This window comes from Wolbachia endosymbiont (group B) of Chorthippus parallelus, assembly GCF_947251815.1.
Taxonomy (GTDB): Bacteria; Pseudomonadota; Alphaproteobacteria; order Rickettsiales; family Anaplasmataceae; genus Wolbachia.
On the sequence record NZ_OX366390.1, the window covers coordinates 150,831 to 172,516 of the forward strand.

A 21,686-nucleotide genomic window follows, 5' to 3' on the forward strand; every position below is an offset into this window, starting at 1 on the left:
CCTTTTACCGCTAACCTATTATACTTACTTGATAAGTTCTATCGCTTGATTAAATGCATAAAATATTAGTAAGAAGTAACCATAAGCCCTTGATTGGAAAAATCAAGATTAATGGTTCAAAGAATGCCGTCTTGCCAATAATGGCGGCAAGCTTGTTTAGTAATTCTTCAATAACTTTGCATAACGTACCTGATTTAATTGACGTGCATTTGATGTCTGAGCTGCTTAAGAGTCTTGGTGCAGAAGTAAATTTTATATGCAATAAAGACTATAAAGCAAATCATACTTTGGAAATTGACTGTAGCAATATCAATAACCATTTAATATCACATGAAATTGCAAGCAGACTGCGAGCATCTTTTTTAATGCTAGGTCCAATGCTCAGCAGATTTGGTAGAGTTTCAACAGTATTTCCTGGTGGATGTAATATTGGAAAACGTCCTGTTGACATTCATATCAAGGCACTTGAAGCAATGGGAGCTAAAATTGAAATTGATAGCTGTAATATAACTGCAACAACAAAGGGAAAATTGCAAGGCAAAGAAATAACATTTGAAAAAGTAAGTGTTGGCGCAACAGAAAACATAATCATGGCAGCAACACTTGCAGAAGGAGTAACAACAATAAACAATGCCGCAACGGAGCCGGAAGTTCTTGATTTAATAGAGTTTCTAAAAAAAATGGGTGCCAATATTGAAGTTAACAACACAAAAATCACAATAGAAGGCGTTGATGAATTAAACGGATGTGTCCACACAATCATACCAGATCGGATAGAGGCCGGTACTTATGCTTTGGCTGCTGTCATTACCGACGGCGAGCTAAAGTTAGAAGGAGTAAGTTTGTCTGATATAGAATGTATTGCAAATGAATTGAAGACTATAGGAGCCAGAGTTGAGTTACATGATGATGGTATTATTATTTCTAGAAAAAATGGCTCTATTAAATCTGCTCACGTTGCAACAAATCCATATCCCAACTTTCCCAGTGATATGCAACCACAACTAATGTCTGCTATGTCAATTGCAGGTGGAATATCAATCATTGAAGAGAACGTTTTTGAAAGTAGATTTGCACATGCAAATGAGCTAAGAAAATTAGGTGCTAATATCAGCATCGAAAAAAATAAAGCTACTATAAGTGGAATAAAGAGCTTATCTGGAGCTAATCTGCATGCTAATGACTTAAGGTCAACAGCAGCTTTAATTCTCGCTTCTTTGGTAGCTAAAGGAGAAACTACAATAAATAACTCACATCATTTATGGAGAGGCTATGAAGCAATGCACGAAAAACTCAATTCATGCGGGGCTGATATTTTCGTTTCATCTTGAGGATATATTATGAATGAGACAACTAAGCGAGCTACAGTAAAAGAAATAGATGACATTCTATACGAAGAACATAAGGTGTTAGATCATGGATTTGTTCGAGTAATTGATTATATGGGCTCTGATAGCGCCATAGTTCAAGCTGCTCGTGTTTCTTATGGAAAAGGAACAAAACAGATAAATCAAGATGAAGCGCTTATAAAATATTTGATGAGACATCATCATACAACTCCATTTGAAATGTGTGAAATTAAGTTTCACGTGAAACTTCCAATTTTTATTGCAAGACAGTGGATAAGACACAGAACTGCAAATGTGAATGAATATTCCGGAAGGTATTCGATACTTGATAATGAATTTTATATACCAGAACAGGTTGCAAAACAATCTGATAATAATAAACAAGGCAGCGGTGAAGCTTTTGACTCAAGTACTTCAAAAGAAATAATAGATTCTCTAATAAATGATTCTAATTTAGTATATTCTCATTATGAGAAATTTATTGAACAGGGCCTTGCAAGAGAAATTGCCCGAACTAATCTAACACTTAATTACTATACTCAGTTTTATTGGAAAATAGATTTACACAACCTTCTTCACTTTTTAAGGCTTAGAGCTGATAAGCACGCCCAATATGAAATTAGAGTCTATGCAGAAGTTATGCTGGACATAGTAAAGAAATGGGTTCCGCTGGCCTATAATGCTTTCATTGAATACTCCTTAAAATCAGCCTGCATTTCAAAAACTGGTCTTGAGATAATTCGCAGATTAATAAAAGGAGAAAATGTTACGAGAGAAGAAAGTGGCATTGGTAAAAGAGAATGGGATGAGTTGATGTCTATACTTGGTAAATAATCTTGAAGATAAATGTATAGTTGTTATTTACATAGCGTTTGCAGGATAGCTGTACAAAACCCAAACCAGTCATAGCTGTACGAACATTGTGGCAATTTGCATAGTAAACGATGTCATTCCAGTGCTTGACACTGGAATCCAGGAATTTTGATTCTAAATTGGGTATTGGTCTTAAATTAAAATACACGTTTTTGATGAGATTATATGAACACTGGATCCCAGTGTCAGGGCACTGGGATGACAGGAGAGGAAAACGCTGGCATGACAGGAGAAGGAAACACTGGCATGACAGCAGATGAAACCACTGGAACATTTATTTTTGAAAGTAAATTACATAGTAGATGGTCAGTACTTGATACTGGAATCTAGTCCTTAAGATCAAGTTATGTCCACTTACAGACTTGCAGGTGTGAGCAACAATTTATTAATTCCTTTATCAACTGATATATCAATTATTTTTGAATTTGTTCTTTCTGTTGTTTCATAAAGTTTTTCAGCTTTCTTTGAAATCAGTGTTGCATTTCTAAGTCCAATATGAACTTCGCAATAATCTGCAAAATTTTCAACATACATATCATATGAATAATGGTTTACAGCAAGTTCCATTACCCTACAAACTTCCTCTAATGTAAAATTAGCAGCTCCTGTATCAGGACAAAAGCCAACCGCTCCTTTATTAGGGTCAAAAAATATGTATTTATCATTCTCTGCTTTATACACCAACATAGAATGCCCCTCATCCTTAATGACATCTTCTTCATTACAAGCATAGCAAAAATAACTAAATTCTAAGTAGCATCCTATCTTCACATCATTTAAGAAACGTTTGATTTGTTCTTGGTTAGTATAGACCCATACTTTTGTTGAAGATAGATCGTTACATAATTGCTTATATATTATCTCATCATAATAAAATGGATCTCCTTCTCGCCTTTTAATGCCCTGAACATCAATAATAGGTAAGAATTGCGATAAAAACTGCATCATTAATAACTTAATCGTTTGTTCTTTTTTTCCATTAATATAATTCATAAAATCTTGTTCAGATATAATATTACCAGACTTGCAAAATCCAACAAAATCTTGCCTATTCTCTAATTTCATAAAAGTAATAAGGTAATTTAATGAGTGACATAACCCTTCTTTGGGATCAAAACTTAAAACTTCTTCAAATCTATCTTTTAATTGTACAATTTTAGATATACTATCTGACATGCAATTATTCAAATCAAATTGAATGGCTTGCTCACTTTCAAATAATTTATTATATTGTCTTTCAGCTGATAAACTTGGTGCTTTATACACATATCTACCATTTTCTTTACGTATACTTTTTATGTTTTTAATGATACCACGTTCTATGTTTTTGCTGATAGCCATTTTGTGCTTCCTTATGGTGTCAAATTTATTTAAAAAATCCGCAATTTCTTCCTTTGAAAATGCTTGTTCAATTTTTCCATTCTTAGTTTTAAAAAACAATCTAATTCTAGGATGTTTTTTATCAGTATAGACTTTTAATACAATAGATTGAGCAATGCGATTAACATATTTTGGCATATTGATTATTAAGATATTAACTATATATCTTAATAATAGTATAACCTACACCACTTGTCAATTAATATATTAGTAAATTAGTACTATTTATTATATAAAAAAGTAAATTACATAGTGGATGGTCAGTGCTTAACACTGGAATCCAGGAATTTTGATTCTAAATTGGGTATTGGTCTTAAAACGTTTGTGATGAGATTATATGAAAAACTGGATCCCAGTGTCGGAACTCCTAGTACAACATTGCATAATTTTATTATGGCTATTTTGATCAAAATTTGCAAGACTTTTTATGCGAAATACTATATACAAGTGATTGTGATTGATTTCAATTTGATGAATTAACATTCTAATAATATTTTGTTTAGTCTGCCAATCTACCAGATCAAGTTTTGATTCAACACTTGAGGAAAAGTTTTTCAAGCTATCTGTAACAAGGCTCAATTCTTGTTGTAATTTCTTTTGATCAAGTACTTTTTCTTTTTCCTCCTCAATTTCTTTCAAATGCTGTTTCATTGTTGTAATTCTTGGTTCAAATTCTTCTTGGCTTATAAACCCTTTAGAATAGCTATCAATAAATTTTTTGATACTTAATCTTAGCTTACTTTCTTGCTTTTCACGTGTTTGATTATGCAAAGGTTTTTTGTTCTCTGACAATCTACGTTGATATTCATTTGCAATCCTATCTGGCTCTTTTAATATACTCTTAACTTCTTCCCATATAACTGTATCAAGTACATCAGTACGTATTGCTTTATTGTCACATACTCTGTTACCATTAAACCTGCAGCCAGAGCAACGGTAGTAAGAATACCGCTTATTTCTACTATATGCACCACAATAAGTATATTGGCAGCGCTGACATACTGTTAAACTCCGCAACAAAAACGTTTCTTTTCTTTCCCGTACTCTTGCTCTTTGTCTATTTTCAGTTAGCTGTACTTGCACTGAATCAAATAAATTATCACTGATTATTTTTGGCACTGAAACATAAATCCAGTTCTCTTTATCATTACTAAAATGACCATTTTTGAGTCTACCACAAGTTCCTTTTTTTGATTTCCTTACTTGTGGTTTCGAGCATGCCTTAGTTTTACCATAAGCTGCTCGTCCTATATAAGCAGGATTTCTTAACATTTTCCAGATAGTACTTCTTTTCCAATGTTCTTTTCCTGTTTGTGTTATTACTGGTATCTCGCTAAGTCTACGTATAACTTCATTGATGCTTACTCTTTCTTGGCCAATCCAATTAAATATTTTGCACACTACATCTGCTTCTTCTTGATTAATTTCAAACTGAGCACTTCCTTCACCTACATGTTTTGCTATGTAGCGATAACCATAAGGTGCATTACTCATTACGCTTATGCGACCAGTTTTAGCTGCATGAAGTTTTCCCCTGCGATTACGTTCCATAATTTTTGCACGCTCATACTCTGCTACTAATCCTTGAATTCCTAAAAACATATTAGATTCTGGGTTATCCTCAAATTTGTGGTTTAGAAAAATAACCTCTGATCCTGCTTTTCTAAATTCTTCGAGTAAGAGCGCTTGGTATGCAGATTTCCGTGATAGCCGATCAGGTGAATGAATGTATATCTTATCAATCTTACCTTCTGCTACTCTATCACGTAAATTTTCTAAGCCAGGACGTTCTAAATTTGATCCACTATAACCATTATCGACAAACTTATGCTCATCTAATAACTCATGTCCATCACTACCAATGCGACGCTCCAATTCTACAATCTGACTCTCTATCGTATTCTCCTGTGCCTGTTGTCTTGATGAAACTCTTGCATACAAGCTTACGGTTGTCATTTTCTTCTACCTCCTTTGTTTTACATTTCAATAATTGTTCATAAGCATCTGCTAGATATGTATCTGCCAATCGATTAGGCTTATAACCCCAATAAATAGCCAACTCTCCTTTTTGCATGTTTTTCTTCCTGTGAATTTTTTTATAGGTTAGGAGACTTCTATTAAACTAAATCAATGCACACCTTATTTAAGAAAGCTATCTAGTTCACACAAATTCTCCTTAATTAAATATACAAGATTTGAAGAAATTATGTCCAAAAAATCTTTGCTCGAATTGTCATATTATGTATAATATAGCTTATTTAGTGTGTTATGAATGTTCATCCAAGTTACGAATTCTGGGAGAGTGATTTAGAAGTTCCCGTTAATCTTTTACTAGATCGCTTTCAAGATTCAAAGATACGCCAATCCTGGCTTGACTCCCTTTCTGGTAAGCAACTGAGCATCATTTTTCAGCATTGCTTTAAAAATCATTTAAATGGACAGCTTTTTCAAGATGGAGGTTATGATGATAGATCCACTCAACAAAAACGTAAGATACTTGCTAATTACTCTGACTCTCTTTTTAACTATTATCTCATTAGCCACTTTGATCGTACAAAACTTGAAGCTACAGTTAGTGAAGTAGCAAGATTTGCCCTCACTCAAGAGTTAATGAGATCGTACCTGATAAAAAATAATACTAAGTATGACAAAAGATCCTTGTTATTTTTACTGTTTCACATAAATTGTGAACTTCTAAAATCTGTCTATCACTTTGATAAAGTACAAAAGAAAGGTTTCGTATCATTTGCTCTACAGAAATCACCAAGACAAATAAATACTTCATTTAAAGAGTTTATGTCACAAGAAGCTGTAGAGCAGATACTGAAGTTTGAAAACCAATTGCAGGGTTTTTTCCATCATCAAGATCGGATATATATGTTTGTACGTCGAGGAAGTGACATGGATTTACTGCTTAATTCAAACAAAGTTGTTCATGGTCATAAACCTGAGTGGATGATTTTAGATTTTTCGATTGATGGTACAAAGGTTAATCTCTGTGCTAAAAATACCAATAAAGCTGTGGAAATAGCAAATAGTATTGTAAGTGGTTATTTTAACTGCGAATGTACTTTTGTAAATATACAGGATAAGAACTTTCTACTACAAGTGCATAAATTCCTTCAAGCATGTATAGAGGGTTCTGATCCTAATATTTGTATATTTGAGTTAAATTTTAAGTCAGATTATTTTAAAAATAGTAATACATATCTTACTTTAAGTGTAAAGCCGTATGATCCTATTGCACCAGAGTTACATATTTTAAAGCCAGCTATTGGCAACATACTACAATCTATTCAATCAGCTAAAGTAATGTTCCAAAACAAAAAGGTAACATTTTCTTTCAAATCAAGTGGGGAAATTTATTATTCAGAGCATCCGCTCAATAAAAAAGAAAGAGAGGACCTGAAGAAACATATGGAACAATCTTATGGTCTTAAAATCCTTTCACGAGCAAATTGCTGATCTTTTAAGTTCAAATAGTTCTTGGGTTAATCCAAGTCAAAATCACATTAAAGCAGCAAGATACTTATTCGATCTTGGATTGATAAAAATGCAAGAAAGGTATTATATTGTTTGCTCTTGTGAAGAGGATTATCTTGATTGGCCAAATGTGGTTGATCCAAGTTGTAGCAATGAGATTTTTATCGATTCAGACTTTGATGAAGCATGTGATGACGCTATTTGTGAAAACTGTTCTCGTCATATTTTGCCTAATACTTATAAAAAACAGAGATTTCATCTCTTATCCATATACTTAAATATAGAGAAAATCATAGACTGGTTTGAAACAAAGTTGAATGATTCAAGACTTATGTGGGAAAAAGTGGAAAAAGGAGTTTATTATGTTTGTAATCAAGGTCGTACTGTAAATCTAATAATCCTTGATTTTTGTACTGATGCAATATTTCTAACTATAGATAAACTTAGAGTCCATCCAACAGTTCTCATTACTCTAAAAAAAGATATACCGAATCTATTATTGAGCCTATATGTAGTGCGAATGGTAGAACTGTTTTGTCAGCTTAAGACTTTAACTGAGATATTTCAAGAAGCAGCTAAAAGAGGAGTACCAGAGGTAGTAGAAAATACTTCTTTGCAAGTTTTACCAGCTTCATATATTTCGCTTAAACGTGTTGAACCAATTATACCAACAAAGCTTTTGGAGTTACAGGTAGTTAAAGGTATGGTATATGTTAATAGCGTTGAAGTTATAAATAAAAAAGCTGTGTCATGTCTTAATATTTTTCGAATATTGTTCAAGCAATTTTTACATGACTGTGAAAAAGAATTACCACCTGAAAAACATACACTTCTCAATATTAATCAGTTAGAAAAACTCTTGGGACTTAGTTTAGAAGCAGATTTAGAACATCAAATCAGAAAACCATTAAATAAAATGCAAAGAACAATCAAAACTACACTTGCTGAGAGATTAGGATTAAGTATTGAACGTGATGATGTAATACAAACCCTTGGTTGGCAAAGATCATCACATGGTTATCGTATTAACCCTTTTACTTTGACTATAAAAAAATAGAGTTTTTTGTTATCAAAAATAGTTTTTTTCAGCTCCATGAATAAATTTTCCCACTCCACGTGCAAATGGTCCTGTTTTAATATCGAGCCATTTATCCTCTTTTGAACCATTAGCCATTCCTTTAACTATTTGCTTTGCCTGTAAAAGCTCTTGCACTATACGCTCTAATCTATCTCTTCCCATACTATGAAAAACTTCAGGCAGTCTATGTCGTTGTTTATGTATTCCTGCACTTCCTGTGTGAGTAAATGGATGTCCTGAAATAGCAGCTCGCGCAATTGAATCAATAAGATATATTTTAAGATCTTTATCGCTAATATTTTGAGCTTTTAATTGTTCAGTGATGTCTTCCAATAGCCCTGTTTCTTCATTTCTTAGGTAAGTGCGTATGGTACGATCAGCCAGGCCATTTGCTTTAACAACAGCTCCATAAAATAGTGCATTTTGTCTTGGGATTTTTCCAATTGACCTAAAAATCATTGGTTTAGTCATATCTTCAACAGGCCAAAAAGCAAAAGAACACCTGACTCCATTTACGAGAGCAGAAGTGCCTCGAATAGCATCTCGTGCTTGCTCTACTGTTGATATAGGCTTTTCTCCCTTCAGCTTTCTCATATGATGTGCAGTAATTATTGAAGCTCCAGTGCTACATGCTAAATCAGATAATAAACACATGAGATAATCCCCTACTGCTGGATCAGCATTTAAATCTGCATGAATGAAAGAAGCAAGGGGATCAAATATAATGAGCTTTAAATCCTTTATCCTGCTCAGCTGCTTCATTACCGACTCAAATTCTGGAGAGATTTCTACAACTTTACCGCGAACGTTCTTAAGTATGGTAAGAGATCCTCCGATGTTTGGTAATGGTACAATAAATAGCCTACCTTTATATTTCAATCTCTCGCATTTTGGATCAAGTCGTTCTAAGCGACGATGTATTTCATTTGTATCATCCTCCGCAGAAAATACCACCACAGATCCATGTTCAGTAACAAGTGGACCAAATCCGCATACCTGATCTATGCTACCTGCAACCTTGAGGGCTAGGTCAAGAAGTAGCATACCTTTGCCTGTATCTCCCATTGCAGCCAAAATGGAGGTTACACCCAAAGGAAATAATCCTTCAACCAAGAATCTTTGCTTTGGTACTGGGCCTACAAAACGCTCTACGCTCCAGCTAAAAATATCAAGTGGTGGTTTAATAATTATTTTTCTTGAGTTTTTTTCGATAAATTCTTCAATATTTATTCCCTCTAACACACAATCAGCAGCATCCCAACTCTTTGGTTTATTCGGTGGAATCTTAAGCGTAGCAAGTGATGCAACACCAAGTTCTAAAAGTCTCTTTTCAGCGTTTTTGGTATATTTATTACCTGCTTCATCGTTGTCTGGCCAAATAATAATATGCTTGCCCTTAAGCGGAGTCCAATCCGTTTTATCAATAGGCGCATTTGCTCCAAACATTGCTGTTGTTGCAGTTATTCCTTTCTCTATAAGTGCTTCTGCGCATTTTTCTCCTTCAACCAGAACAACCTTATCAGATTTTAAAATACCTGGAATGTTGTAGAGTGGCCTTATTTCTGGCTCTTTGAATCTTTGTTTTTTAACATCAAATGGTTTAAACTGTTTTTTCTCTAAAGGAGGATCATAACGGTAGACTATTACAATCAATTGGTTATTTTCATCGTAGTAGTTCCAACTACAAGTTAAGTATTGTTCTAAATTTCTCTGTTCTTTGAAGTTGGTTTTTCCAAGCCATTCACTTATTGAGAGCATTACTTCAGGAAACTCTATTCTCGCATTCTTCCCGTGTACCGTTGCCCAAAGATCAATAATGTCACCACCTTCTCCAGTTGCAAAATCTTTCCATAATCCGGCTCTTTCGCCTGTTAACTCTATTACAGTACTTTTGCCCTTGTTACCCTGTACATCACCTACATAAAACTTATCACCACGAAATGTCCCTCTTGGTAAAAGATGAAAAAGACAAGATCTGATGTTTTGCAAAAGCTGAGTTTTTAGCTCTAGCATAGTGTCGGTTTTTGTGGATAAATTAAGCCGTAGCTATAATTTTAGAGTTCTGCCAACGCCCATTTACTCTGCTAATGAATTTTGCTGGTATTGATTTACCGTTTCTTAGCTCATATACTACTTGCAAGATATTTGCACGTTTATTTGGTTGAAACATTACCATACCAGATGTATAAAAACTTCTTAAAGCATTAGCACCAATTAAAGCTTGAAAAGGACTTTTTGCGAGTGTAGCTGTGGATACTTTTCTGGTATGACGTGTAATAATGATTCCAGCCATAGGATTAATTATAGAACGTAATTTTTCTATTCTGCTTTGCAGGCCAGAAAACATATTTTCATAGTCAAGAGAATCCAAAACGATAAGATCTATCGTTTTAAATTTTTCTCCTATTATATCTTTTATTCTCTCTATACCTTCATCATTTAAAGTTAATCTCATCTTTGTAGTAACAATCAAGTTTTCCTCTGCTAGATTTGGCAGCCTTTGATTAGTTATGATTTGTTGTATACGTTCTCTGATGTAATTGTACTCCATCTCATTTTGCAGATAGACTATTTTTAGCGGTCTTGCTGACTTCATCTTAAGAAACGACACTCCTGCTGCAAGATGTGCAAGCAAAGAGAGAAGAAAATAACTTTTGCCAACCTTTGGCGTACCACCAATGACTAAAAGACCACCTGGAGTGAGAATTCGTGGAGCTATTATATCTTCTGGTATTGGTGATTGATCACTTAAGTACTGCTTTACAGAAAATATTTTTTCTTCTCTTTTCCCCCCTTTTTTTTCTCCACTCTTTGATTTTTTATTGAGCCACTTTCTAGCAGAATATATATCACCCTTAATTAAAATCCAAAGATCAATAATATCACCACCAGTTCCTTCAGTAAAATTACGCCAATCACCAGCTTCCTTACCTACTATTTTAACTGTAATTGTATTTCCATTTAAGTCTCCAATATAAGTTTTTTCTCGGTAAAACTCACCATTTGGAAGTAGGTAAGAAACACACTCCTTGATATTATCAATCAATAACATCTTTAACTCTTTTTGCTTTTTAGACATAAAATTCCCATACATATTTTTCATACGTGTAAAGTTGAGATTAGCTAGCTCACAAACAGTTTCAAAAGATTTTGAATTCAGCCAATTAATTGCTTCTTCTCTTAGCTTTGGGTTTTTTCCTACTGCGTCCTGAATACCTCTAGTAACGACAGCAGACCAAAGCTTTTCCTCGTCGTACTTCAAAATGGTACTCTGTCAATTTCATAATTTTTGCGGTATTCTGGAGTAACTACCGAGGCAATTTTGTTCTTCTCTCCATATTCATCAGTTATAACACCTACCTTTACTGTAAACTCTAAGCCATTTAATTCTGCAACTGAATTTAACTTACGAGCAAGGATTGCATTTTCTGAGTTATCATGTGGATGAATGTCACGTGCCGATTCCAAGATACTGCGAAGCATAGAACGACCCATTTCTCCCCAAGTATCTTCTGCTTTACTACTTTTAATACCAATTATTTGATAAATTTTGTGCTTTGCGTATGGGCCTTCAATAACGGTAAATTCTGTATTTAAATAAATGCTACCGGTAGTGGGGCTTTTAGTAAACCAATGCTCATAACCTCCAGGCTTGATTGTCATTTTTACCTTTACTATTGTACCTTTTGGTATCAATCTACTTTGCGGTTTTACAGTGTTAAAATCAGTTAATAGGTTTTGTAACATATATCACTCTCCATGTTTAAATTTTAAAACTTGCTTTTAATCTTTGTAAGCAGCTTGCCTAAATGCGGTTCTTCAACCATACTCAGGCGTCCACTGCGGTCTTTAGCTGGGTATCCCCAAGGGTTTAAAGTGTGGCAAACAAAAGAGCGTTTCTCCGTTCCATCATCTCTCTTGATTCCAACCATACTGATTACTTCATCAACTATTCCAGGAATCTCACTAGCAGTTTTAGTCCCTTCGCATTGAGGTAGCCAAATTGGACGATTGAAATCATCGAGATATTGACCTAAAGTGCCAACTATGATGATGTCTTTGTCTCTGATGTGTTGAAATTGATTGAGCCAAGCCATCATTTCCTGAGCAAGTAATCCATATGCAGCTCTCATGTCCTGTTTTCCCGATCTCTCAGAAAAAGCTTCAGGTTGCATTTTTGCCCATAATAGACATAAACGTGAAGCAACGGTTATACTATCTACAAAGATGCATCGGTATTTAGAAAACTCAGGGAAAAGATCTTTGTACTTACCAGATACATGTTCATGGTGTCTTTGGCTATATGCTTGATCATACTTCAGCGCAGGATTAGGCCCCCCTATAAGACAAGCAATATCTCTAGCTTCATTCCAAGTGCGAAGACTAATTGAATCTCCTTGCCAATCTTGAACAGCAAGAAGCCCTGCTTCAAAATCAAGGCAAAGTGTTGGTTCATCTACGGTCTTTAGGAGACTTGTTTTACCAATACCATAAGGACCAAAGATGACCATTTTTACAGTTGATATTGTTTGCAATCTTTCATTATTATTCAAAATTTTAAGAACCATTATTTATCCATGCTACGATGTATATATATACAAGAAAGGCAAAAATTTTGTTCAATTTTTCTTTTTGCCTTCGTAGTAAATAGGAGAAAGTTTGGCACGTATCTTCTTGATAATATTGTTTAAAGTGGTTCTTGAAACGTTGTTCATTTTGGCAACTTCATGTAAGTTAAAAAATTTAAGTTGCTCACATATATTTTGCCATTCCTTTGGTAAAACCGAGATCATATAGTCTACATCAATGCGTTTTGTTATTTCACCCTCAAATAGCTCTGTTACATCAATACTAATGTAATTGTTGATATCACGTTTTGCACATCGCTGTTTCTTTAGCAAGTTAATAGCTTTATTTTCAGTTAATCTTGCTACAAAGGTGTTAAAGCTACTTTTGTCTTCATCATACTGATCAAGACATGGCCAAATTTCACAGAAGAGTTCTTGTTCAAGGTCTTCATGATTCTCATCAATAAAGCACTTAGCAAGTTTCAGTCTATAAGCTTGGTATTTTACGTTTTTAACAATTATAGCTATATTTTTTAACTTCATGGTTTTCCCTAAAACAAATTAATGCTTTAAGGATGGAAGTTATTAATGCCCTTATGTAGGACAGGAGCAAAAATAAATAATACTGATGCAATTTTTAATCTATTGATATTCTATTGTTTTTTTTTGAGAATAATACTGATGCAATTTAAAATAATACAGTTCAGGTTTTTGGAACCTATTTTGAATGGATTTCAATATTTTTAAGAATGGGTAGCTCAGGCTTCCTAAAGTTATATTAAAAACATATAAGAATTTCATATTTTGAAATTCAATATCACCTAAAGAGCTAAAAATGTGGATTTTGCTATTAAAAGAATAGCTTAAATTTTTAAGAGGAAAATAGTTGAAAAGTATGCTCTCTATAACCTTAAGTTCCGTTCCTAATTACTGGCTTCCTAAATCAGGAATTAGGAAGCAGGAATCTAGAATTAGCCTGTATGGCTGGTTTTCACCATGCGTTCCTAAAACCGTTCCTAGGAACGGCATATCTGAAGTCCGCCAATATGGAGGATTCTAGCTTCCTGAAACCCTTATATATAATATATATATATAATACATATATAAAAATATACACATATATAAAAACATATAAAATATAAAAGTAGAATAATAAAAAAACCTCTAAAAGTAGAAAAATCATGTTTAGAAGGTTTTCAAATTCGAGAATTATAAAAAAAAATTCCTAAAAATTTGAAGATTTTTTGGACGAAAATTTTTCAAATCTTGTATATATATGTACACAACAATTGAAAGGCTTGGTAAACAAACTGGCTGTAAAAGAGTTTTTATGTTAGTTGTTAAATTTCGAAAATTAAAGATTTTTTGGACGTAATTTTTTCAAATCTTGTATATATATGTACTCGGCAATTGAAAGGAAATGCTCACCCTAGATCTTGGCAAACAAACCGGCTGGACTATTTTAAATGATGGAATAGTGCAAAGTGGAAGTAAGAGTTTTCATGTTAGCAGGTTTAGTGGTGGTGGAATGCAGTTTTTAAATTTTCGTAATTGGCTTAATTCACTTAAGTATAAATTTCCAGGCATTGAAGTTGTATACTTTGAAGAAGTGAGAAGACACTTGGGAACTGATGCTGCACATATCTATGGAGGGTTTTTAGCACACCTTTCTGCTTGGTGTGAAGAAAGTAATATTCCCTATCAAGGTGTTTCGGTTAAGACTATTAAACGTTTTATAACTGGCAAGGGCAATGCAAGTAAAGCTGATGTAATTGAAGCAGTGCAGGAAAAGGGTTTTTGTCCAACAGATGATAATGAAGCAGATTCTTTAGCATTAATGTTCTATGTTATGAATTTTAGTAAAGATTTTAATACGTTGGAAATATCATAAAAAGTGGGTCCTTCCGGCCATGCTGGCGGATTTGGTGGTCCTGACCTCGGGCCTTCTTTAGCGTTAGACATATTTCAAATGTTAACTACTTACGAAATTATAGCTGAGCAGTGCTAAAATAAGGAGAAAAAAAAGGTGAGAATTACGCAAGCAGAATGGGCAAGGGAAAAAGGGTTTTCGAGGCAATATGTCTGTTCTTTAGTAAAAAAAGGAATAGTTGAGCTGGAAGATGGACTTATTGACCGAGAACAAGCAAATGAAGCGGTAGCAGCAATAAGAGATCCAAGTCAACCACTGAGGAGAAAAGAGCGCGGAGAAACACTTTCAACGATATTGCTAAAAACGCGAATAAAAAATGAAATGGAGCGGGGTAAACTTTTGGAAGCTAAAGTGAAGGCTGAAGTTGGCAAGTTTGTATCAATCGAAGAGGTAAAAACTGAAGCATTTAACGTAGCAAGAGTTGTCCGTAATAATTTGCTCAATATTCCAGATAGAGTTTCAGCGCTGTTTGGATCACTAAGTGACACTGAAAAGATCCATATGGCGCTAACTGAGGAGATTACAAACTCATTACAAGAATTATCTAATACTAAATTTCAAATATAAAAAAGATTTTGAATATAAAATGACTGATAACTTAAGTTTAGAGTTAATAAAGTGTCTCATTAATCAGCCAGAAGTGGATGTAAATGTTAGAGGATTAAATGGAAAAACTCCACTACATTGCGCTATAGAGTTTGATGAATTAAGCATGGTGGATTTGTTACTCACGAAGAAGAATATTAATCCTTTTGTGGAAGATAATGAAGGTAAAACATCTCTTGATTACGCCAAAGAAGGGAAAAAAGCAGAAATATTACAAGCGCTAATTAATAACAAATACGGATCAGAACAAGATAACTTACTTCATTTAGCTGCAATGATAGGTGAAGTTAATGCAGTTAGATATTTGATAAGAAAAGGTGTTGACGTTAATGTACGAAATGCTCTGCATCATACTCCATTACATCTAGCAGCAGGAATAGGACATGCAGAAGTTGTAAAGATTTTGATAAGAGAAGGAAAAGCTGAAATAGATGTCTTTGATGCGCGAAATCAGACACCAATGCACTATGCAGTTAATAATAAAAAGTTAGAGATAGTAAAGTTACTGCTGAAACTTGGAGCAGATGTAAATAGTGCACGTATGGGACAAAACTCAATGAAATTGTCGCCTGTTCATATAGCTGTAAGTAATACTAATTACGATGAAAGAGACTTATGTCTTGATATTCTCAAATGCTTAATAAGGGAGCCTAATGCTCAAGTCAATTTACAAGATTACGAAAATAAAACGCCACTACATTACGCTGAAAGACTTAAAACAATAGAGGTTTTACTAACACGAGAAGATATAGACCCTCTGGTAAAAGACGATAGCGGCAAGACACCATTTGATTACGCTAAACCTGAGATAAAGAAGGCTTTGATGAGTAATAAATACGGTTCTGAAAAGAATAGTCTACTCCATTTAGCTGCACAAAGAGGAGAAATTGAGATTGTAGAGTCTATCTTAAAAGAAGAAATTGATATTGATATTTCAAATAATAAGGGTCTATCACCGATTTACCTTGCTGCAGAAAAAGGGCATTTACATGTAGTAAAGTTATTGCTGAAAAAAGGAGCAAATTATACACCTGTTTTACATTTAGCAATCAAATCAAACAATTTAGAGTTATTTAAAGTTTTGTTTACTGAAAAAAATGGGTCATTGCTCTGCAAAGATACCGTTGTTAATTTTCCAACCCTTCATAATAAATATACAGCACAGAGAGAAATAGCAGATAAAAGGACGAAAAAACATAATAATATTATCTGTATCTGTATTACAGTTAGCGCAGTAGCAATGGCAGCATATATAGGTTTAACGGTAACAGCAATAAGCAGTGCAATCATTTTTGCAACAATAACAGGGGTATTTGCGCTTGTTATAGCAATAATGATAAGTGAGATGAACAAAAGATATATAGAAAACGAATTTCAGAAAAAGATGTTTATGGAATTGGAAGAGTGTAGTTCTACTGTTAATGATGTTGAGATAGAACCAGTTATGAGTAGATGCAGGCAATGATATACGCAACATCTTTTTCTGAAGGTTTAAGACCAGATCCAGAGCTTAAAGTATCAGAGTGGGCGAATGAGTATCGAGTTTTAGCGCCAACTGCAGCATCAGAGCCAGGAAAGTGGAGAACGGAAAGAACTCCTTATTTAAAAGAAATCATGGATTCACTATCACCATCTTCACCTGCAGAAAAAGTAGTATTCATGAAAGGAGCGCAGATTGGGGGAACAGAAGCTGGTAACAATTGGATAGGCTATATTATCGATCAAACACCAGGTCCAATGCTGGTAGTACAGCCAACAGTTGAAATGGGAAAGCGTTGGTCAAAAGGAAGATTTGCGCCACTGATTGAAAGTACACCATGTTTAAAAAATAAAGTAAAAGATCCAAGATCAAGAGATTCAGGCAATACTGTGCAAAGTAAAGAGTTTCCTGGGGGAATAGTAGTAATAACTGGAGCAAATAGCAGTGTAGGCCTCCGATCTATGCCAGTAAAATATCTCTTTCTGGATGAGATAGATGCGTATCCAGGAGATTCAGGAGGAGAAGGAGATCCAGTACTGCTCAGTATTGCTCGAACTAATACATTTGCACGGCGAAAGATTTTTTTAGTATCAACACCAACGATTCATGGAATAAGCAGAATTGAGAAGGAGTTTGAAGCAACAGATAAGAGAGATATTTTTTTGTACCATGTCCGCATTGTAATTACTATCAAGTTCTAAAATGGTCACAAATAAAATGGGAAAATAACGACTCAAGAACAGCACATTATGTCTGCACTGAATGTAGCGGCAAAATAGAAAATCATCAAAAGACAGAGATGCTAGAACGTGGAGAATGGAGAGCTACAGAGGCAAAAGAAGGGGAGAAAAAAGGATTTCATCTTTCAAGTCTTTATAGTCCAGTTGGCTGGTATAGTTGGCAACAAGCAGTAGAGGACTTTCTCCATGCAAAGGAAAGTGAACAATTACTGAAAGTTTGGATAAATACCACGCTTGGAGAAACCTGGGTAGATAAAGGAGAAGTACCGGACTGGAAGCAATTATTTAACAGGAGAGAATTTTTTCAGATTGGCACAGTACCAAAAGGCGAAGTAGTTCTCACAGCAGGAGTAGATGTTCAAAAAGATCGCTTGGAAGTAGAAGTTGTAGCCTGGGGAAAAGGCAGAGAAAATTGGTCAATAGACTACCGAGTATTTGAAGGAGATACAGGAAGTGGAGAAGTATGGAAAAAGCTTTCAGAGCTGTTAAATCATCATTTTATCGGTGAAAATGGTCTTGAATACATGATAAGCATGATGGCAGTAGATGCAGGATATGCGACACAAGAAGTATACAATTGGATAAGAGGTCATCAAGGCTGTGGAAGAGTAATGGCAGTCAAAGGTGTAAATAAAGCTCTAGTACCACTTAGCAGTCCAAGCAGAGTAGATATAACAGTTGGTGGGCAAAAGCTGAAAAGAGGAATAAAGCTCTGGCCAGTAGGAGTATCAATATTAAAGTCAGAACTTTTTCAATTACTTAATGTTTTAAAAGAAGAAGAGAAAGTGCCAGCAGGGTATTGTCATTTTCCGGAGTATGCACCTGAATATTTTAAGCAGCTAACGGCAGAGCAATTAGTCAGTAAAGTAGTGAAAGGATATACCAAACAAGAGTGGCGAAAGGTAAGAGAGAGAAATGAAGTACTAGATTGCCGAATTTATGCAAGAGCAGCATCGATAGCACTGGGAATAGATAGATGGCCAGAGAGTAAATGGAATAGTTTGAGTGGAAAAATGGAAAGCAAAAAGCCTAAAAAAGTAAGACAGAGTAAGTGGCTTGGTAATCAAAATGTACAGTGAAGAATATTTAACTCAAGTTGAGAAAGCAATTCAAAAACTGCAAAGCGGAGAAAGAGTTGTCTCAATTGCATATGGTGACCATGTGGTGAGATATGCAGAAGTAGATATAAATGATTTACTAAGCTTAAGACAAAGAATTAAAGCAGAGTTAAAAGTTGCAGGCATGAAGCCAAAGAGGAAAATTGTTTTTTCAACGAGTAAAGGAATTTTATAAATGCTGCTAAAAACCTTCAAGCAATTATTTAACAAACCAAAGATAAAAAGCTCAGCATGGGATGCAGCAGGCTCAGGAAGAAGATTTTTTCACTTTCAACCAGAGTTAGGAAGTATAAACAATTTGCTGTCTCAAAACCTTGAAACTTTACGTAGTCGATCACGTGATATGGTGAGAAAAAATCCATATGCAGCAAATATCATTGATACAATAGTAAGTAACTCTATTGGAACAGGAATAAAACCGCAATCAAAAGCAAGAGATGGAGAATTTCGAAAGAAAGTACAAGAATTATGGCTAAGATGGACAGATGAAGCAGATAGTAACGGAGTAAGTGATTTTTATGGATTACAAGCTCTAGTATGCAGAAGTATGATAGAGGGAGGAGAATGTTTTGTACGCCTCCGAAATCGTAAACTCGAAGATGGATTTTCTGTACCATTACAACTGCAAGTACTTGAGTCTGAACATTTAGATAATAAAACAAATCAAACTTTAGGAAATGGTAATGTAATAAGAAACGGGATTGAGTTTAACAGGCTTGGGCAAAGAGAAGCATACTACCTATTTAAAGAACACCCTGGTGAAAGTATGTTTGGAGAATCAGTGAGAGTGCCAGCAAATGATGTTTTACATATTTATAGACCATTAAGACCTGGGCAAATCAGAGGGGAGCCTTGGCTTTCTAATATACTGCTGAAGCTTTATGAGCTTGATCAATATGATGATGCAGAGCTGGTGAGAAAGAAAACTGCAGCAATGTTTGCAGGGTTTATTACGAGACTTGATCCTGAAGCAAATATTTTAGGAGAAAGTGAAAGTAATGAGCAAGGAGTAGCACTATCTGGTTTAGAGCCAGGAACAATGCAGCTTTTAGACCCAGGAGAAGACATAAAATTTTCAGAGCCGTCAGATGTAGGAGGAAGTTATGAAGCGTTTATGAAACAGCAACTCAGGGCAATAGCGATTGGTACAGGGATAACATATGAGCAACTAACAGGAGATTTAACCGGTGTTAATTATTCATCAATTAGAGCAGGATTAATAGAGTTTCGTAGGAGATGTACAATGTTACAGCATAACATAATGGTATTTCAGTTTTGCCGTCCTGTATGGGATAGGTGGTTAGAGTTAGCACTACTTTCTGGAGAGCTAGACATAGGTGAAGAATGGACAAAGGGAAAAGAAGGAGCAAAAAAAGAAGTAAAATGGATACCACAGGGATTTGATTGGGTCGATCCGCTAAAAGATCAGCAAGCACAGCAAATGGCAGTAAGAAATGGATTCAAGAGTCGAGCGGAAGTAGTATCAGAAATGGGTTATGATGTAGAAGAAATTGACCAAGAAATAGCAGAAGATCAAAGACGTGCAAGTGAACTGGGCTTAAGTTTTGATTCTGACGTTACGGCCAATCAAGAGGTGATATGAAACAACAATGGCTAAACAGATGTGTAATGGTAGAACCAAGGAGTTTTGAGTTACTGTCACTACAAACAGGAAAGCAGCCTATCTTTAAAAATATAAAACATGCAGTAAGAAATAGTGAAAGAGGAATAATACCGATACATGGCATTTTAACTAAAAAACCTGGTGCATTTGATGAAATGCTCGGAATGACATCATATGAGCAAATAGAAGAACAAATTACACAAGCATTAGCAGATAGTAGCATAGAGACAATTATACTGGAAATAGATAGCCCCGGAGGAGAGGTAAACGGTATATTTGACCTAGCTGACTTTATTTATGAATCAAGAGGAAAAAAGAGGATAATAGCGATAGCAAATGATGATGCATATTCTGCTGCGTACGCTATAGCTTCTAGCGCTGAAAAGATTTTTCTCACCCGCACTTCAGGAGTTGGGAGTATAGGAGTAATAGCAAGTCATATAGATCAAAGTGGATTTGATGAAAAATGTGGAATAAAATATACCACAGTGTTTGCAGGAAGTAGAAAAAATGATTTAAATCCACATGAGCCAATAACTTCTGAGAGTTTAGAAAATCTAAAAAGCGAAGTGAATCGTTTATATGAAATGCTGGTTGAGCTAATAGCACGGAATAGAAACCTCTCTGTAGAGGCAATAAAAAATACTGAAGCAGGGCTTTATTTTGGTGAAAATGCAGTAGAGATAGGTCTTGCAGACGGAATTACAATTCTTTCAGAGTTTAAATATATTAATAAAAACAGGAGTATTACTATGAACGAACAAACTATAACTGACCTAAAAGAAGAAACTAATAATTTAACTAAGTATCGTACTGAAGTTCTTGAATTAATACGTTTATGTAATATATCAAAGATGCCAGAGAAAATAGGAGAATTTATTGAGCAGAGTGTAAGTGTTGAGCAAGCAAGGGAAGTTTTAATGGAATTACTTGCAGAAAGAACAAAGAAGACAGAGATAATAAGTACAATACCACAGAATTCAGGAGAAGAGTTGATGATGCAGGTAGCGAAAAGTCGTAGGCATTTAAAATATATAACAAAAGGAGAAAAGCAAAATGAGTAGTATAACAGAACAAAATAACCTTGGTGATCTTCTAAAATATGAAGCATCAAATTTATATTCACGAGATCAAATAACTGTTGCCAAAGGACAGAATCTCAAGCTTGGTGCAGTAGTTGCTAAAAAGACTGAAGATGGTTTTATTAGGGTCTTAAATCTAACAGCAACCGATGGCACACAAACGGCAATAGGAGTAATTTCAAGTGATGTAAACGCAAAGGAAAATGCTAAAGGAGTAATTATTGCTCGCGGTGCAATGCTAGCAGATCATGCAGTTGTATGGCCAGCAAATATCACTGAAGAGCAGAAAAATGCAGCAATAAAGCAACTTGAAACACGAGGGATCATTATCCGTAAAGCAGTCTAAAGCTATATTAAACAATAAAAAACACAAAG

General features: G+C 34.7%; 19 protein-coding genes and 1 pseudogene. 13 read left to right on the forward strand and 7 right to left on the reverse strand.

The genetic code is table 11. From position 1 onward, the window contains the following. Window positions 1-53: 53 nt before the first annotated feature. From murA to OPS21_RS00785, 3 genes are all read left to right on the forward strand, one after another. The gene (murA, locus tag OPS21_RS00775) at window positions 54-1,331 is read left to right on the forward strand and encodes a UDP-N-acetylglucosamine 1-carboxyvinyltransferase (protein WP_264336344.1); all 1,278 of its coding nucleotides are present in this window, start codon (window positions 54-56) and stop codon (window positions 1,329-1,331) included. 9 nt (window positions 1,332-1,340) lie between these two features. Then, window positions 1,341-2,183, forward strand: a complete 843-nt coding sequence (gene thyX, locus OPS21_RS00780) for an FAD-dependent thymidylate synthase (protein ID WP_264336343.1) — start codon at window positions 1,341-1,343, stop codon at window positions 2,181-2,183. Window positions 2,184-2,387: 204 nt separating this feature from the next. Continuing rightward, window positions 2,388-2,552: a hypothetical protein gene (locus tag OPS21_RS00785; protein ID WP_264336342.1), complete on the forward strand. Its 165-nt coding sequence runs from the start codon at window positions 2,388-2,390 to the stop codon at window positions 2,550-2,552. Window positions 2,553-2,576: 24 nt separating this feature from the next. On the opposite strand, the gene OPS21_RS00790 is transcribed toward OPS21_RS00785, so the two are convergent. Together OPS21_RS00790 and OPS21_RS00795 are read right to left on the reverse strand one after the other, a co-directional pair. Beyond that, window positions 2,577-3,740, reverse strand: a complete 1,164-nt coding sequence (locus OPS21_RS00790; protein ID WP_264336341.1) for a hypothetical protein — start codon at window positions 3,738-3,740, stop codon at window positions 2,577-2,579. 195 nt (window positions 3,741-3,935) lie between these two features. Further along, window positions 3,936-5,558: a recombinase family protein gene (locus tag OPS21_RS00795; protein ID WP_264336340.1), complete on the reverse strand. Its 1,623-nt coding sequence runs from the start codon at window positions 5,556-5,558 to the stop codon at window positions 3,936-3,938. A 312-nt stretch (window positions 5,559-5,870) separates the two neighbouring features. Here OPS21_RS00795 and OPS21_RS00800 point away from each other — a divergent pair, with 312 nt between their 5' ends. Continuing rightward, the gene (locus tag OPS21_RS00800; protein WP_265027654.1) at window positions 5,871-7,067 is read left to right on the forward strand and encodes a hypothetical protein; all 1,197 of its coding nucleotides are present in this window, start codon (window positions 5,871-5,873) and stop codon (window positions 7,065-7,067) included. After that, window positions 7,033-8,142, forward strand: coding sequence for a hypothetical protein (locus OPS21_RS00805; protein WP_265027655.1), 1,110 nt, complete (start codon window positions 7,033-7,035; stop codon window positions 8,140-8,142). The genes OPS21_RS00800 and OPS21_RS00805 overlap by 35 nt, the downstream gene beginning before the upstream one ends. A gap of 12 nt (window positions 8,143-8,154) precedes the next feature. Here the strand turns inward: OPS21_RS00805 and OPS21_RS00810 are convergent, their stop codons facing one another. Genes OPS21_RS00810 through OPS21_RS00830 form a run of 5 tightly spaced genes read right to left on the reverse strand, consistent with a single transcriptional unit; the run spans window position 8,155 to window position 13,274 of the window. Beyond that, window positions 8,155-10,176: an AAA family ATPase gene (locus OPS21_RS00810; protein ID WP_143689650.1), complete on the reverse strand. Its 2,022-nt coding sequence runs from the start codon at window positions 10,174-10,176 to the stop codon at window positions 8,155-8,157. Between the two features lie 22 nt (window positions 10,177-10,198). Beyond that, window positions 10,199-11,425, reverse strand: a complete 1,227-nt coding sequence (locus tag OPS21_RS00815; protein WP_265027656.1) for an AAA family ATPase — start codon at window positions 11,423-11,425, stop codon at window positions 10,199-10,201. Next, a complete protein-coding gene (locus OPS21_RS00820; RefSeq protein WP_015587751.1) occupies window positions 11,422-11,910 on the reverse strand; it encodes a hypothetical protein in 489 nt (162 codons plus the stop codon). The genes OPS21_RS00815 and OPS21_RS00820 overlap by 4 nt, the downstream gene beginning before the upstream one ends. Before the next feature lie 23 nt (window positions 11,911-11,933). Next, window positions 11,934-12,731 (reverse strand): ATP-binding protein, encoded by a 798-nt coding sequence (locus OPS21_RS00825; protein ID WP_077188248.1) that lies wholly within the window; start codon window positions 12,729-12,731, stop codon window positions 11,934-11,936. Window positions 12,732-12,782: 51 nt separating this feature from the next. Continuing rightward, complete coding sequence (locus OPS21_RS00830) at window positions 12,783-13,274, reverse strand: sigma-70 family RNA polymerase sigma factor (protein ID WP_264336334.1); 492 nt, start codon at window positions 13,272-13,274, stop codon at window positions 12,783-12,785. A gap of 877 nt (window positions 13,275-14,151) precedes the next feature. On the opposite strand from OPS21_RS00830, the gene OPS21_RS00835 reads away from it, so the two are divergent. The 8 genes and pseudogenes from OPS21_RS00835 to OPS21_RS00870 all read left to right on the forward strand — a co-directional run bounded on the left by OPS21_RS00835 (window position 14,152) and on the right by OPS21_RS00870 (window position 21,657). Continuing rightward, window positions 14,152-14,622 (forward strand): hypothetical protein, encoded by a 471-nt coding sequence (locus tag OPS21_RS00835; RefSeq protein WP_015587746.1) that lies wholly within the window; start codon window positions 14,152-14,154, stop codon window positions 14,620-14,622. Between the two features lie 135 nt (window positions 14,623-14,757). Then, complete coding sequence (locus OPS21_RS00840; protein ID WP_265027657.1) at window positions 14,758-15,228, forward strand: hypothetical protein; 471 nt, start codon at window positions 14,758-14,760, stop codon at window positions 15,226-15,228. Between the two features lie 19 nt (window positions 15,229-15,247). Next, window positions 15,248-16,732 carry an ankyrin repeat domain-containing protein gene (locus OPS21_RS00845; RefSeq protein WP_265027658.1) on the forward strand — a complete coding sequence of 495 codons (1,485 nt, stop codon included), beginning with the start codon at window positions 15,248-15,250 and terminating at the stop codon, window positions 16,730-16,732. Beyond that, window positions 16,729-18,566 (forward strand): annotated as a pseudogene (locus OPS21_RS00850) (phage terminase large subunit family protein). The gene OPS21_RS00845 and the pseudogene OPS21_RS00850 overlap by 4 nt, the downstream one beginning before the upstream one ends. Then, window positions 18,556-18,780 (forward strand): gpW family protein, encoded by a 225-nt coding sequence (locus tag OPS21_RS00855; protein WP_264336330.1) that lies wholly within the window; start codon window positions 18,556-18,558, stop codon window positions 18,778-18,780. The pseudogene OPS21_RS00850 and the gene OPS21_RS00855 overlap by 11 nt, the downstream one beginning before the upstream one ends. Beyond that, a complete protein-coding gene (locus tag OPS21_RS00860) occupies window positions 18,781-20,208 on the forward strand; it encodes a phage portal protein (RefSeq protein ID WP_208571635.1) in 1,428 nt (475 codons plus the stop codon). Continuing rightward, window positions 20,205-21,293, forward strand: a complete 1,089-nt coding sequence (locus OPS21_RS00865) for a S49 family peptidase (RefSeq protein ID WP_164224826.1) — start codon at window positions 20,205-20,207, stop codon at window positions 21,291-21,293. The genes OPS21_RS00860 and OPS21_RS00865 overlap by 4 nt, the downstream gene beginning before the upstream one ends. After that, a complete protein-coding gene (locus OPS21_RS00870) occupies window positions 21,286-21,657 on the forward strand; it encodes a head decoration protein (protein WP_164224825.1) in 372 nt (123 codons plus the stop codon). The genes OPS21_RS00865 and OPS21_RS00870 overlap by 8 nt, the downstream gene beginning before the upstream one ends. Window positions 21,658-21,686 lie beyond the last annotated feature (29 nt).